Below are 13,852 nucleotides of genomic sequence, written 5' to 3'. Positions count from 1 at the left end.
AATATATTAATTTAATTAAATGAAAATCTATATTAAAATTTATCAAAAACTCGCTATCCTGATAAAATTTAAGCCACTAAATTTAAAATTTATAAAATTACTATTTTATATCTGAAATTCATTGCAGAAAAAACCTTGATTTTAATCTAGACTAAGCTGTTTTTTTATGCTATTATTCAAAATCTTAGTAGAAATTAATTCTAAACGAAAGGTTAATCTCATGGATAGACGAGACTTTATAAAAAGCTCTGCAGCAGCGGCTGCCTGTAGCGTTGCGGGCATCAGCTTGCCTGGCGGACTAAGCGCTGCGGACGAAGCCGAAAAAGGCTGGCGCTGGGACAAGGCGGCCTGTCGCTTCTGCGGCACCGGCTGCGGCATTATGGTAGCCACCAAAGACGGCAAGATCGTAGCGGTCAAAGGCGATCCGTTAGCGCCCGTAAATCGCGGTCTAAACTGCATCAAAGGCTACTTCAACGCCAAGATCATGTATGGCGCCGATCGCATTACCAAGCCTCTTTTGCGCGTAAATTCCAAGGGGGAATTTGACAAAAAGGGTAAATTTGTAGAGATCAGCTGGCAACGAGCGTTCGACGAAATGGAGAAGCATTTCAGACGCGCCTATAACGAAGGCGGTCCCGAGGGCTTTGCCGTACTTGGCAGCGGTCAATACACGATCCCGGAAGGTTACGCCGCAGCAAAGCTAGTAAAGGCGGGCTTTCGCTCCAATAATCTCGATCCTAATGCTCGCCAGTGCATGGCCAGCGCCGTCGTAGGTTTTATGCAAACCTTCGGCATTGACGAGCCTGCGGGCGTTTTCGACGATATCGAGCTAACCGATACCATCATCGCCTGGGGCGCGAATATGGCTGAGATGCACCCTATACTTTGGTCTCGCGTCTCCGACCACAAGCTTCGCAACCCGGACCGCGTAAAAGTTATAAATCTCTCGACCTACTCTAGCCGCACTTCAAACATCGCCGATATCGAAATTATATTCCGTCCGAATACCGATTTGGCGATATGGAACTACATAGCAAGGGAGATCGTCTACAATCACCCGGATATGATAGATGAGAAATTTATTAAAGAGCACTGTGTGTTCGCTACAGGCCCTGTGGATATCGGCTACGGCTTGCGAGAAGATATAAATCATAAAAAATACCGCAAGACCGAGCTTGATACCGCGGCTAAGCAAAAATCTAAAATTTTAAGCAAATCCGAGGGCGTTACCTTAGCATATCTGGGTATGAAAGAGGGCGACGTACTCGAAAACAAACACTCTGACAAATCAGATGCTCACTGGCTCATAAGCTTCGAAGAATTTAAAAAAGCGCTAGAACCTTACACGTTAGATTTCGTAGCGCCTTTAGCTAAGGGTGACGAAAGTGAGGATTTAGAGGCGTTTAAGACCAAGCTAAAGCAGCTGGCAGATTATTATATAGAAAAAGATCGCAAAGTAGTAAGCTTTTGGACGATGGGCTTTAATCAGCACTCAAGAGGAACTTGGGTCAATGAGCAAAGCTACATGGTGCATTTCCTTCTCGGCAAGCAAGCCAAACCTGGCTGCGGAGCGTTTTCGCTTACCGGTCAGCCTAGCGCTTGCGGCACGGCTAGAGAGGTGGGCACGTTTTCTCACCGCCTACCTGCTGATATGGTCGTGGCAAATCCGGCTCACAGAAAGGTTTCCGAAAAAATTTGGAAGCTTCCCGAGGGCACGATAAACCCAAAACCGGGTGCGCACTACGTGCAGGCTCTGCGCAATCTCGAAGACGGCAAGATAAAATGGATATGGGTACAGGTCAATAACCCGTGGCAGCAGATCGCCAACGCAAACCACTGGATCGCAGCGGCGCGCGAGATGGATAACTTCATCGTAGTAAGCGAGCCATATCCGGGGCTAAGCGCGAAGGTAGCCGATTTAATCCTGCCAACCGCGATGATCTACGAAAAATGGGGCGCATACGGCAATGCCGAGCGCAGAACGCAGTGGTGGAGACAGCAGGTCCTTCCTGTGGGCGACGCGATGAGCGATACGTGGCAGATGCTAGAGTTTTCCAAGCGCTTCAAACTCAAGGATTTCTGGGGCGAGGTTAAAGTAAATGATAAGCTTACGCTTCCAAACGTATTAGATAAAATTTCAGAATTCGGCTATACGCCAGAGACTACACTATTTGAAGTGCTCTTTGCAAACAAAGACGCTCAGGCTTTCGCGGCAAAAGATCTGATTATGGCAAGCTTCGATAACTCCGAAGTAAACGGCGACTCTCGTGGCGTAATCGGCAGCGACGGCAAAGAATTTAAAGGATATGGCTTTTTTATCCAAAAATATCTTTGGGAGGAGTACCGAAAATTCGGCACCGGTCACGGACACGACCTAGCCGATTTCGATACCTATCACCGAGTGCGCGGTCTTAGGTGGCCGGTCGTAGACGGCAAAGAAACGCTTTGGCGCTTTAACGCCCAATACGATCCTTATGCTAAAAAAGCGGCTCCTGATAGCGACTTTGCCTTTTATGGCAACGCCAAAGCGGCGCTTCCTAGCGGCGATCTGAAATCTGCTACTTCAGGCGAAGAGAAAACAAGCCTTGCCAATAAAGCTAAAATTTTCTTCCGTCCATATATGGATCCTGTAGAAGTGCCAAGCGAGGAATATCCTTTCTGGCTATGTACGGGTCGCGTGCTGGAACACTGGCATACGGGCACTATGACTATGCGCGTGCCGGAGCTTTATCGCGCCGTACCGGAAGCAAGATGCTATATGAGCGAAGCCGACGGCGCCAAAATCGGCGTACAACAAAACGAAATCGTCTGGATCGAGTCGCGCCGCGGCAAGGTAAAAGCGCGCGTGGACTTCCACGGACGTAATATTCCGCCGAAAGGGCTTATTTTCGTGCCGTTTTTTGACGAGAAGGTTTATATCAACCGCGTCACGCTCGATCATACCTGTCCGCTTTCAAAAGAGACCGACTACAAAAAATGCGCGGTTAAAATTTACAAGGCATAAATTATGGATAGGCGTGAGGTCTTAGGCATTCTTTCTTTAGCTGCGGGCGTAGGCGTTCTGGGGCTCGGAGTCGCAAACTCCGGCGAGCACGCTAGACTCCGCCCGCCCGGAGCTATAAGCGAGAAAGAATTTCTTAGCAAATGCCTAAGGTGCGGACTTTGTGTCGAGGCGTGCCCATTTGATACGCTTAAGCTTGCGAGCTTTTGCGATCACGCTATTGCAAACGGCACGCCGTTTTTTATCCCGCGCGAAATTCCGTGCTATATGTGCGACGACATACCTTGCGTCGCAGCCTGTCCTAGCGACGCGCTAGATAAAAATTTAGTGAGCGAAAACTCTAAGCTAAACGTGCGTCTATCCAAAATGGGCGTTGCGGTCATAGATACCGAGCATTGCATCGCTTATGCGGGTATCCAATGCGATGCGTGCGTGCGAAGCTGCCCCGTAATGGACAAGGCGCTTAGGATCGATTACCGCCACAACAACCGCACCGAAAAGCACGCCCTACTCGTGCCCGTCGTAGATAGCGACTACTGCACGGGTTGCGGTAAGTGCGAGCATGCCTGCGTCACAAAAAAGGCGGCTATCAGCGTCGTGGAACGCGAGCGCGTCATAGGAATTTCCAGCGATAACTACGTCAAAGGCTGGATCAAGGGCGACGACGCGAAGCTAAAGGACGCAGACACCAAAATCAAGCTCGATCCTCAAAAGAGTAAGGACTACTTAAACGAGGACGATCTAATGGAGGGGACTAGGCAATGAAATACACTATTTTAAGGCGTTTGAGCCAAATTTCTATTCTAGTCCTTTTTATTTTGGGAAATAATTTCGCCTTCAAAGCCGCGAGCGAAAACGGAATTTTATCAGGAATTCTAAAGGGCAATCTAAGCTCGTCGAAACTTTTCGGCACGATTAATCTAAGCGATCCGTTTGCGACGGCGCAGATGCTGCTAGCTAGCTTTTCTTTAGGCGCTACAGCGGTTATCGGAGCGCTTATCGTAGGAGCATTTTATGCGCTTATAGCGCCGCGATTATATTGCTCGTGGGTTTGCCCGATAAATTTACTAACCGATCTTGCCGCGTGGCTTCGTAAAAAATTTGGCGTGCACACCAAAATTTTAAACGTAAATCGCAAAGCTCGCTACGTCCTAGCGGTGCTAGCTTTAGTTTGCAGCGGAGCTTTCGGCTTTGCGGCATTTGAGAGCATAAATTTTATCTCGCTTTTCGCGCGCGCCGTCATAGCGCTGAGTGCTAGTGCGTTTGCGATCGCGCTACTGATCGTGGTTTTTGAAATTTTTGCAGGCGATCGCACTATCTGCTCGCGGCTATGCCCGCTCGGCGGATTTTGGGCTGCGCTTAGCTATTTTAGCGTCATTCGCGTTCGCCACGAGGTTGATAAATGCACGATGTGCGGCAAATGCAAAATGGTCTGCCCCGAAGTGCAGGTGCTTAAGATGGTTGGGCGCGAAAACGGGCGCGTTAGCAGCGAGTGTATCAGCTGCGGGCACTGCATCGACGTATGCGACGACGATGCGTTAAATTTTAGTATATTAGGAGTGAAAAAATGAAAAAAATGGTTTTAGGCTTGGCTCTTGCATGCTGTGCGGCGCTATTTGCCGCGGACAAGACGGCATCTATAGATGCCGACAGCTTGGGCTTTATAAAAAGCGTGGACGAATCGGCGCAAAATAAAAATTCCCTGCCCGATTTCAAATATAGCGAGGACGCTCCGGGCGCCGCTTCAAAGATCGAGCGCAGCTTCGAAAACGCTCCGCCGCTCATACCGCACAGCTTAGAGGGGCTCGTGCCGATCACAAAGGATAACAATATGTGCGTAACCTGCCATATGCCCGATGTCGCTAAGGATGTAGGCTCTACGCCGATTCCAAAAAGCCACTTGGTGGACTTTCGCACAGGCGCGGATCTAAACGGCACGCTAGCCGAGCAGAGATTCAACTGCACTCAATGCCACGTGCCGCAAGCCCAGACCGATCCGCTCGTGAAAAATAATTTTAAGGCTGATTTTAGCAGGTTTAGCGACGCAAATTCCACTTCTAATCTCATAGATACGCTAAATCAAGGCGCCGAGGTTGAGTAGGAGCGCGCGATGAAATTTTTACCACCGCTGCTACTTTGCGCCTGCTTCATCTATGCCGGTAACGGCGTCGCGACGCCTAGCGGCGCTGCGGGCATAGATGCGCCTGCAAAGATCAAACACGCTAGATTCATACTAGAGCTTGACGCAAATGTCGCGGTGCTAAAAAATCTAAACGGCGAAATTTACGCAGGGCTTGACAACGGCAAGCTCTATAAAATCACCATTAGCTCCGCGGAGAATTCCGCGCGAAATTCTGCAACCGGACAAAATTTTGTAGATCAAAATTCCGCCTCAAGCACAAATTTCAATGCGGCGCATAATTTCAATGCAAAAGCGAGCGTAAATTCCACGGGAGATTTCACTGCGAATTCCGCTGCCGTAAATTCCTTAGCAAATTCAACCGCAGCAAATTCTACGAAGCAAAATTCTGCTGAAAATTCTACGGCATTAAATTCTGCATCGAGCGCAATCTCCAAGACGCTAATTTTCGCCCTGCCCTCGTCCAAAAATTACCTAGACGAGCCGATGGGCGCTACCATATTCGACGTCGATAAACTAGGCGAAAAATACGCATTTTTGTATAACGGCGACGCGTTTGAAAAGATGCTTGGCGTGTTTGCAGGCGGCAAGATTACGCACTATAAATTGCCGATGACGGGGATCAAAAACGTCTATTTCTACGACGAAAATACCGTGATTTTGCTAGGTCTTGGTAGCGAAATTTTATACTTCGACCTACCTAGCGGCAAGGTAAGCTTCGAGCAAAAGCTCACCATCGCGTCTTTGGGCGGCAGCGCCTACGACCGCGCTAGCGGGACGCTACTAATCTCGTGCGAAGGCGGTATCGTATTTTATTTCGACGCGAAAGCGAAAAAGCTTATGAGCCAAAAGTCCCTGCACAAGGACGGAATCTACTCCGTGGCACTACTTGGCGATCGCATGATGAGCGGCTCGAACGACAAAGAAAGATCGTGCTACTACGAAAACGGCGATTTCGCTAAATTTTATAACGCCCATTTTGCAGTTTTTGCCGTGGCGCTAAGCCCGGAACTGGGCGCTTTTACCGTTGGTAACGGCGTGCGCGTAATCGATAAAGCAGGCGAGATCGTCCGCAGCATTGAGCTAGATAACGATATCATCAACTATCTGCTTTTCGAAGGAGATTATCTCGTGGGCTCGGGGTACAATAGATATATCTACTTTTGGGAGTTAAAATGAATATTTCAAGCGTCGTAATCTATCTAGGCGCAGATACCGATATAGCGGAGTTTCGTAAAGAGCTGCAAAGCATCGGCGGCTGCGAGTTCGTAGCGTGCGAGAACGGCAAGGCGGTCGCCACGATTAGCGTGGAGAGCTTCGATGACGAGATCGCCGCATTTCGCGCGATAGAGGCTATAAAGGGCGTAAGCGAGGCGATGATGATCTACTCATACTCCGATCTGGACGCAGACATCACCGCGGCAAACTCCGACAACGGCGAGCAGATAATGCGCGAGCTGGACGAAAAAGACCCGAGCCAGATCAAATACGGCGGCAAGGTGCGGGTCTAGACCGCCGCCACCGCTCTATTGGTGCTTTTCGCTTAAATTTTGTTATTTTTGGCAGTTTCTGCACTACTAGGTAAATTTTCAGTATAAATTTTATCTGCGCCCACGGAATTTGAAATTTTTTCCAACTCATCTTTACCGCTTCTAGCCTGTTTTTGCATCTCTAGCCCGACGCCGCTTTTGCGCTCCTAGCCGATTTTTACGCCTTTGATCCGCCGCCTTGCATTTAGCCGTAAATTTAAATCTACAATTAGACTCTATGACGATACAGAATTTTAAAAGCGACGGACGAATTAAATTTATGAAATTTCTGCGCAGCGCTATGCTTTACGTCGCATAAAAAACATGCCGCACCAAATCAGACGCCGCATAAAAGGCGGTGCCGTAGCGACTGCCGTCTGGCGCCACGGCCTATAGCCGCTGCGACGCCCGTCTGCTTGGGATGACGCTATAAAAATACGGCGACCGGGACGCCGACCGCCAGCAGAAACTACTTCTGCGCGCAGGCTTGAGATGCCCGTAAAAAACATCGAGCGAGCTCAGCCGCCGTCAAACACGCTAAATTTAGCGCGCGTATTGCTCTCTAGTATCGTAGTCCTTTGTTAGGCGCACGGACATTACGGCGCAGATAAGAATTTTTTAAATTTCAAAACAAGAGCATAAATTTTAAAATTCCTAGGCGTAGAAATTCCGCGCCGAAGCTAAATTTTAAAATTTATACTGCGGGCACTCAAAGAGAGTTAGCGGTGCGCCGAAATTAAAATTCGCCTTTAAATTTAAAGCCTTTAAACCTGCGCAAAGGCGCAAGGGCGCAAGAGCCGCAAGGGCGTGCTGGGCATTGCGCTTTACGGGCGACATTTTCATAAATTTAAAAGCGCTAAGCGGCGCAAGCCCTACTCGAATTCTATCTTTTTTAGATAATCGTATAAATTTAGCACCGCGATAAATAGCGTTAAAATCGCGGGCCCCAAGATCACGCCCCAGAACCCAAACGTGCTGATGCCCGAAAGCATCGAGAAGAAGATCAGCATCTCGTTGATATTTGCGGGGTTTTCGACCAGGCGCGAGTTGATAAATTTTATCACGAGCGGCTTTACGAAGCTGTCCGCGAGCGTCGAGATCAGTATCACGCAATACGCCATTATCACGATCGCGCCCGAGGTACTGCCCCCCGCTAGCACGTATAGCGCGGTGGGTACATAGATGAGCGCGCCGCCGACTGCGGGGATGAGCGAGCAGAAGGCGAAAAGCACCCCCATCAGCAGCGCGTCAAAGCCGAAGATCCCCGCGATGATCGAAAACAAAAAGCCCTGCAATACGGCGTTGAAGATGGTCGAGTAAAACACGACGCTCATCGTATTTGCCGTCTCGGAAAAGATATAATCGATCTGCGCGGGCTCGACGGGTAGAATTTTTTTGAAAAAGCGCTTGAAGCTTTCGCCGTAGAGGTATGCAAAAAAGCAAAACACGATGATAAGCACCATATCGACGATAAATTTTGCGCTGGATTTCCCGACGACCGAGAGGTAGGAGATGATCTGCTTCGCCAGACCCGCGACGTCTAGGTTTGCCAAAAACGAGCGAAACTGCGTATCAAATTTTTCAAAAGGCCCGGGCAGCTTGATGTTTAGGCTCTGAACATAGCTAAGTGCATCGTTTAGGCGCGCCATATCGAAGCTCGCGGCGTTTTTGGCGATCTCGATCACTGCATAGATGAAAGGCACGAAAAAAAGCGCGCAGAGCAAAAACAGGCTAAGCACCGAGGCTAGCGTGCGCCTGCCGCGGCACAGCTTCGTTACTTTAGCGTGCAGGCCCGAGGTCGCCACCGCCATCAGCACGCCGATTGCGATCACCATCAAAAACGGCGAGAACAGATAGATCACGCAGCAAAACATCAGCAAGGTTGCGCCGATAAAAAATATCTTGTTCGTTTTCGCGCGCCCGCTAGCCTTGGCAAGGCCTGCTTTCATGCCCGCAGCGGCTCCGGAAGCGACGGCGTCGCCTAACGCGGAAGCATTAGCCGAGAAGGTTTCGTTGGCTTCGGCAGCGTCGCTAAGCGCGGAAGCACCAGCAGATGAGACTCTGTCGGTTTCGACCCGTTTTTTGCTTTGATTTTCGGCGGCAGTTTTAGTCCTGCCTTCCGCGGCGTCTAGCGTAGCTGCGCCTGCTTTATCGGCGCCGGTATTTGCTCCGGCGGCTTTGCCCGTTTCGGCTATACTTTCGCTTTGATTTTCGGCAGCGGCTTCGGCTTTGTTTTTGATGACCGCTTCGCTTTCGGCGGCAGCTTTGATTTTAATCTCGGCGTTATTTACAGTCTGATTTTCAGTGAAATTTTGAGCCTCGCCTTTAGCGTTATTCTCAGCGTTATTTTGAGCTATCTTTTCAGCCAGGTTTTCATTGCGGCTTGCGGCGTTGTCTTTTGGCGTCGGCAAATTTTATCCTTTTGAAATTTGATGACATATTTTATAAATTTTTTTATCAGATTTAGATTAAATTTTGAAATTTCATAAAATTTACGAGCGGCGTTCTCGCACATACAGCATGCGGCAGCGGGTATGTTTATTGGATAAAATTTAAAAGACTAAAGGTAGCAGGCTAGCGACAAAGCGTACGTCCAAGCACTCGCCGAGCAAACAACCCTCTCGGGCGACGCGCGGCATACACATTACTAGGCAGCCGCAAAGCCCGTCTAAATTTAAACTAAAGGGAAAGCAGCCGATAGAAATAATATTTTAGGTACCCGCCGAGCCCGATTAAATTTTAAACCCGCAGATCACTCCTCAAACAGATTTCTCTCCGCAGTCTTTAGCACGCGACCGAGCGCCTCGCGCGCCTTATCGGTTGCGATGCGGCCTTTGGCGGTCTTTTCGATGTAGCCGTTGGCGAGCAGATAGGGCTCGATGACGTCCTCGATCGTGCCCTCATCCTCGCTAAGCGCCGCCGCGATCGTGCTAAGCCCCAAGGCGCGGCGCTTGGCGTCAAATAAAATTTCCAAATATTTTATATCCATCTCGTCAAAGCCCTGCTCGTCCACGCCCAGCGCCTCGAGCCCTTCGCGCGCGCGATCGTGCGAGATAGCGCCCTCGTCGCGCACCTCGGCAAAATCGCGTATGCGGCGCAGTAGCCTTAGCGCAATACGTGGAGTGCCGCGAGAGCGGCGCGCGATCTCGGCGCTGGCGTCTGCCGCGCTCTCCTTCCCGAGTTTAACAGAAGCGATCTGCACTATCCGCGCAAGCTCGGCGTGCGTGTAAAACTGCAAGCGAAACTGCATGCCGAAGCGATCCCGCAGCGGCGCGGAGATCATGCCCGCGCGCGTCGTGGCGCCGATGAGCGTAAAGTGCGGAATGTCGATCTTGATGGTTTGCGCGGCGGGACCCGAGCCGATGATGATGTCGAGGCGGAAGTCCTCCATCGCCGAATACAGCACCTCCTCGATCGCGGGGCTTAGGCGGTGGATCTCGTCGATGAAAAGCACGTCGCCGCTTTGTAGGTTCGTCAAAATCGCCGCCAGATCGCCCGCCTTTTCGATCATCGGCGCGGCGGTGACCTTGATAGCGGCGCCCATCTGAGCGGCGATGATATGCGCCAGCGTGGTTTTGCCGAGCCCCGGCGGCCCGTAAAAAAGCACGTGATCGAGCACGTCGGCGCGCTTTTTCGCCGCGGCGATCGCGATAGCGAGGTTTGATTTGATCTTCTCCTGCCCCACGTAATCCTCGAAGCTCGACGGGCGCAGCGAGCTCTCCACGCTCTCATCGAGCTGCATCTTTTCGATCTCTACAATTCTGTCCATAATCTCTCTTTAATCGTTTTTAAAATTTTAGCAAGTGTAGCGAAAAATGGCTAAATTTTGACAATTTTAAAGGGACGGATCTTTGCGGGCGGAATAAAATTTGCCGCGCTGAATTTTGCCGTACGCGCTTAGGACTGGGGCTAAAAAGCAAAGCACCCGTCGCGAAAGACTGCGAAATTTTACCTCATAGAATTTTAATGCGGATTTTGTTTTTGCGGCAGCGAGGGTTAAAATCTGCGCTTCAAGCTTCGCGGTATGCAGCTAGCCAGAATTCCATCTCGTATAGTCAGTTAAAATTTTGCAAGAAATTCTGCGTAGAATTTTATGCAGAATTCTGCTTTACGCGCTTGCGTGGCTAGGTAAAATTTCGCGCGGGGTTTGTATCTCGCAGTCGCACAGAACTCGGAGCAGAAAGCCTTGGGCTTAAAATTTTACGTCGAGCTTAGCGAGAGCTTACGCGACTATTTAGCGGCGGACGTGCAATTAAGTTCGCTCCTAAGTTCGCTCCCGCGGCAAAATTTAACGACAAACCGCACGATTAAATTTTGTTTGCGCGATGGAATTTAGCGTCAAACGTACGGTTAAATTTGGCCGCGCAATCTCGCGACGCCTTATCAATCGCGCCCCAAATTAAGGCGCCAAATTTTTCTTGCGCGAGCCTAGTTCTACAAATCGTGCTTTTCGATCAAAAAGTTCTTATTATCGTCGTCGCCACTACAGAACGCTCTATATGAGCCAGACATTGTGTTTTCGAATAAAAACACTACGCCGTCGCTTTGAAATTTTTTCGAGCAGCCCTTGGCATATAGCTCGGCGAGTTTCGGGCTATCCGGAGCATAAAACTGATAGCTATCGGTGAAGTGCTCCACGTATCGGTAGGTGATCTCTGCCCAAGGCGCACTGCTGTCGCCGCTTCTATTTAGCACGATGGTTCTGGTGTTTATCGCCGCGAGCTTTGATTTTAGCTCTGCAAACGTCTTTTTCTCCCAACCGATGAGCTTTAACCCCTCGCCGATACCCGGCGCATTACCCCCGAAAATGGAATTTGAATAAAATTTCGTCTTATTGCCGTCCAAATCGATCCAAATATACTCATCGCCGTAGGTGCTCTGGATCGTAACGCGCAAATTTTTAGGGAAGTTGCGACCTGCAAAAGCTAACAGGTCTAGGAATTTCTCGCGATTTTGCTCGTAGTTTTGCATTAACGGGGCTTTATCCAGCTCCATATCATCTTTATCAAAGAAAGAATTAAACGCAAAAAATACCGCCAAAATCGGCAGTACCTTTACACAAAAGAGCAAACCCAGAACTGCGGCTATGAAGGTTTTTAAAGCTTTAGCCAAATTTTCTCCTTAAATTTTATAAGCCGTTTAGGCATGACGGCTGGTTTATGTTTGAGCTCTACGGCTACGTGCGTAAAATTTAGCGCTCGTAGCGTATTTTAGAGCTGCGGGGTGCGAGAGCGTTCATGAAAAGCGCTCGCGAATTGCAGTCGGCAACAGAAATAGCGCCCGCATGCAGAAGCGCGCAAACTCTCGCACGGCGCCCCGTATAAAATATACCGCGCAGAGTATCCGCCCAAAGTGCCTGCGATCTCTCGCACTAGCTAAAGCGCTCGCAATCGCTCGCGCCGAATAAATTTCAAGCTTCGCAAGCTGGCGAGCTGTTTGCATAGTCTGCGACGCGCGAAAACGAAGCATTGTTTTAAGGCAAGCGGGACTTTATCGCTTGAATTTCGGCGCGTAAATTTTAAAATTTAGCCCAAAATCTCGTTATTGCTTATATTCAAACTCCTCACTCGGGAAGCTTTCGTCTTTGACTTCGTGCGCGTATTCGCGCACCGCGCCTTTTACCAGCTCGGCGCCGTCTAAATAGCGCTTAACGAATTTCGGCCGAAACTCCGTGAAAAATCCACACATATCGCTCCACACAAGCACCTGTCCATCCACGCCCGCACCCGCGCCGATGCCGATGACGGGCACGTCGGTGCCGAGTGCCACTTGATTTGCGACTGAGCAGATCGTCCCCTCGACAAGCAGCAGCACCGTACCCGCCTCGGCAAGCGCTCTGGCGTCGCTTAAGACCTCGCGCGCACCCTCCTCACCGCGCCCGCTTACCTTGTAGCCGCCCATAAAGCGCGAAAACTGCGGCTTAAGCCCGATGTGGCTCATCACGGCGATACCGTTTCGATTAAGTAGTGCCACGGTATCTGCCATATGCGCGCCACCTTCGATCTTAACGGCGTCACAGCCGGTGCTCTCATAGACTTTGGCGCAGTTTTGTAGCGCGAGCTCTGGCGTCGCGCACGAGCAAAACGGCATATCCACGACCATATACGCTCGCTTGAGCCCCCGTCTTACAGCGCGCGCGTGATAGATCATCTGCTCTACGCTCGCGCCCAGGGTCTCGGAGTGCCCGCCGAAGCTCATATTTAGGCTGTCGCCTACAAGTATCATATCGACCTCGTCGTCGAAAATTTTAGCAAAAAGCGCGTCGTAGGCAGTGATCATCACGATCTTTTCGCCGGATTTTTTCATCTCATATAATTTAGAAAGCGTGATTTTTGACATTTTGGCTCCTTGATTTGGTTAAAATTTGAACGCAATTCTAGCATAAGCCGAATTTGACATTTATAAAATTTTAAAGTAAAATGCGCGCGCATTCTTTCGGGGGTGACTTGGCTTCGACGGGAACGGATGGGTCAAGGCGGCATGTCGCTTTGGATACAGCGTATAAAATCCAAACTAAATTTAAACGCAAACAACGTTAAATTTGCTCCTGCTTACGCTAAAGCTGCGTAAGTCCAGTCGAGCCCTGCTCTGCGCCGATACTATCTAAGCGCGGCGGCGGGTAATCTGTGATAGCGTAGCTCTGCGGCGTGACGAGCCGTAGGGTGAAACTCTAGTCTTTGCGCCGGCGGGTCGTTTTGGAAAGTGAGCGAGCCTGCGCGAGAACTTCACTTTTGCTAAACATGTAGAGGCTTTGGTCGTTTGTTTTCGGACTGCGGTTCAATCCCGCACACCTCCACCAATTAAGCTATTTTTAAGTTCAAATCACTTCTTTTCACTTCTCTTCAATTCCCGTATATAGATGCTTATCTTATATTTCGATTATTTTTCTCTCCTTTTATTTTTGTTTGTAGTATAATTACTTCTGAAAAATAGGGGTTTTATTAGGGGCTTTTTTTGCATTATGGGTTTTTGTAAAAAAAGACGATATAGAAAAATGGCAATGGCAATAATATTATACTTAAAAGGAGCGAATTATGTCATTTATAGATGAGGATTACGTAAATATCGTACCGCAGGATCTGCTAGAGCGCGGTATACGCCTAAGGGAGGAGTACGGAATTTATGCTATAGCTTGGAGATTTGACGATGTAATGGAGGTGCTAAAAATCGCAAGAGGCAAAG

11 protein-coding genes and 1 other RNA gene are annotated in these 13,852 nt (G+C 49.5%); 7 read left to right on the top strand and 5 right to left on the bottom strand.

Going from position 1 to position 13,852, the window contains the following annotated elements; translation table 11 throughout:
• Positions 1-220 precede the first annotated feature (220 nt).
• Genes napA through Q0257_RS01875 form a run of 6 tightly spaced genes read left to right on the top strand, consistent with a single transcriptional unit; the run spans position 221 to position 6,652 of the window.
• Positions 221-3,004: a nitrate reductase catalytic subunit NapA gene (gene napA / locus Q0257_RS01900; protein ID WP_298020884.1), complete on the top strand. Its 2,784-nt coding sequence runs from the start codon at positions 221-223 to the stop codon at positions 3,002-3,004.
• 3 nt (positions 3,005-3,007) lie between these two features.
• Complete coding sequence (napG, locus tag Q0257_RS01895; protein ID WP_298020880.1) at positions 3,008-3,766, top strand: ferredoxin-type protein NapG; 759 nt, start codon at positions 3,008-3,010, stop codon at positions 3,764-3,766.
• On the top strand, positions 3,763-4,572 hold the full coding sequence (gene napH, locus Q0257_RS01890) for a quinol dehydrogenase ferredoxin subunit NapH (protein WP_298020877.1): 810 nt from the start codon (positions 3,763-3,765) through the stop codon (positions 4,570-4,572). Before napG ends, napH begins: the two co-directional genes overlap by 4 nt.
• On the top strand, positions 4,569-5,102 hold the full coding sequence (locus tag Q0257_RS01885) for a nitrate reductase cytochrome c-type subunit (RefSeq protein WP_298020874.1): 534 nt from the start codon (positions 4,569-4,571) through the stop codon (positions 5,100-5,102). The genes napH and Q0257_RS01885 overlap by 4 nt, the downstream gene beginning before the upstream one ends.
• Positions 5,103-5,111: 9 nt before the next feature.
• Positions 5,112-6,320, top strand: coding sequence for a WD40 repeat domain-containing protein (locus tag Q0257_RS01880; protein WP_298020871.1), 1,209 nt, complete (start codon positions 5,112-5,114; stop codon positions 6,318-6,320).
• On the top strand, positions 6,317-6,652 hold the full coding sequence (locus Q0257_RS01875) for a chaperone NapD (RefSeq protein ID WP_298020868.1): 336 nt from the start codon (positions 6,317-6,319) through the stop codon (positions 6,650-6,652). The genes Q0257_RS01880 and Q0257_RS01875 overlap by 4 nt, the downstream gene beginning before the upstream one ends.
• Before the next feature lie 32 nt (positions 6,653-6,684).
• On the opposite strand, the gene Q0257_RS01870 is transcribed toward Q0257_RS01875, so the two are convergent.
• The 5 genes from Q0257_RS01870 to panB all read right to left on the bottom strand — a co-directional run bounded on the left by Q0257_RS01870 (position 6,685) and on the right by panB (position 13,009).
• On the bottom strand, positions 6,685-6,810 hold the full coding sequence (locus Q0257_RS01870; protein ID WP_298020866.1) for a hypothetical protein: 126 nt from the start codon (positions 6,808-6,810) through the stop codon (positions 6,685-6,687).
• Positions 6,811-7,542: 732 nt separating this feature from the next.
• A complete protein-coding gene (locus Q0257_RS01865; RefSeq protein ID WP_298020863.1) occupies positions 7,543-9,081 on the bottom strand; it encodes an AI-2E family transporter in 1,539 nt (512 codons plus the stop codon).
• Positions 9,082-9,422: 341 nt separating this feature from the next.
• On the bottom strand, positions 9,423-10,439 hold the full coding sequence (gene ruvB / locus Q0257_RS01860) for a Holliday junction branch migration DNA helicase RuvB (protein WP_295099426.1): 1,017 nt from the start codon (positions 10,437-10,439) through the stop codon (positions 9,423-9,425).
• Between the two features lie 665 nt (positions 10,440-11,104).
• Complete coding sequence (locus Q0257_RS01855) at positions 11,105-11,782, bottom strand: hypothetical protein (protein WP_298020859.1); 678 nt, start codon at positions 11,780-11,782, stop codon at positions 11,105-11,107.
• 429 nt (positions 11,783-12,211) lie between these two features.
• The gene (gene panB, locus Q0257_RS01850; RefSeq protein ID WP_298020856.1) at positions 12,212-13,009 is read right to left on the bottom strand and encodes a 3-methyl-2-oxobutanoate hydroxymethyltransferase; all 798 of its coding nucleotides are present in this window, start codon (positions 13,007-13,009) and stop codon (positions 12,212-12,214) included.
• Positions 13,010-13,107: 98 nt separating this feature from the next.
• Between panB and ssrA the strand changes: the two genes are divergently transcribed.
• Positions 13,108-13,469: a transfer-messenger RNA gene (ssrA, locus tag Q0257_RS01845) on the top strand.
• Positions 13,470-13,852 lie beyond the last annotated feature (383 nt).

The sequence above is a fragment of the uncultured Campylobacter sp. genome, from assembly GCF_938018035.1.
Lineage (GTDB): Bacteria > Campylobacterota > Campylobacteria > Campylobacterales > Campylobacteraceae > Campylobacter_B.
The sequence above is the reverse complement of the archived record's forward strand: the minus strand, read 5'-3'. Positions and strand labels throughout refer to the sequence as shown.

What these genes read in the sequence shown, in the direction of transcription:
- napA (WP_298020884.1), top strand. Translation starts at nt 221, where the DNA reads ATGGATAGACGAGACTTTATAAAAAGCTCTGCAGCAGCGGCTGCCTGT.
- napG (WP_298020880.1), top strand. Translation starts at nt 3,008, where the DNA reads ATGGATAGGCGTGAGGTCTTAGGCATTCTTTCTTTAGCTGCGGGCGTA.
- napH (WP_298020877.1), top strand. Translation starts at nt 3,763, where the DNA reads ATGAAATACACTATTTTAAGGCGTTTGAGCCAAATTTCTATTCTAGTC.
- Q0257_RS01885 (WP_298020874.1), top strand. Translation starts at nt 4,569, where the DNA reads ATGAAAAAAATGGTTTTAGGCTTGGCTCTTGCATGCTGTGCGGCGCTA.
- Q0257_RS01880 (WP_298020871.1), top strand. Translation starts at nt 5,112, where the DNA reads ATGAAATTTTTACCACCGCTGCTACTTTGCGCCTGCTTCATCTATGCC.
- Q0257_RS01875 (WP_298020868.1), top strand. Translation starts at nt 6,317, where the DNA reads ATGAATATTTCAAGCGTCGTAATCTATCTAGGCGCAGATACCGATATA.
- Q0257_RS01870 (WP_298020866.1), bottom strand. Translation starts at nt 6,810, where the DNA reads ATGCAAAAACAGGCTAGAAGCGGTAAAGATGAGTTGGAAAAAATTTCA.
- ruvB (WP_295099426.1), bottom strand. Translation starts at nt 10,439, where the DNA reads ATGGACAGAATTGTAGAGATCGAAAAGATGCAGCTCGATGAGAGCGTG.
- panB (WP_298020856.1), bottom strand. Translation starts at nt 13,009, where the DNA reads ATGTCAAAAATCACGCTTTCTAAATTATATGAGATGAAAAAATCCGGC.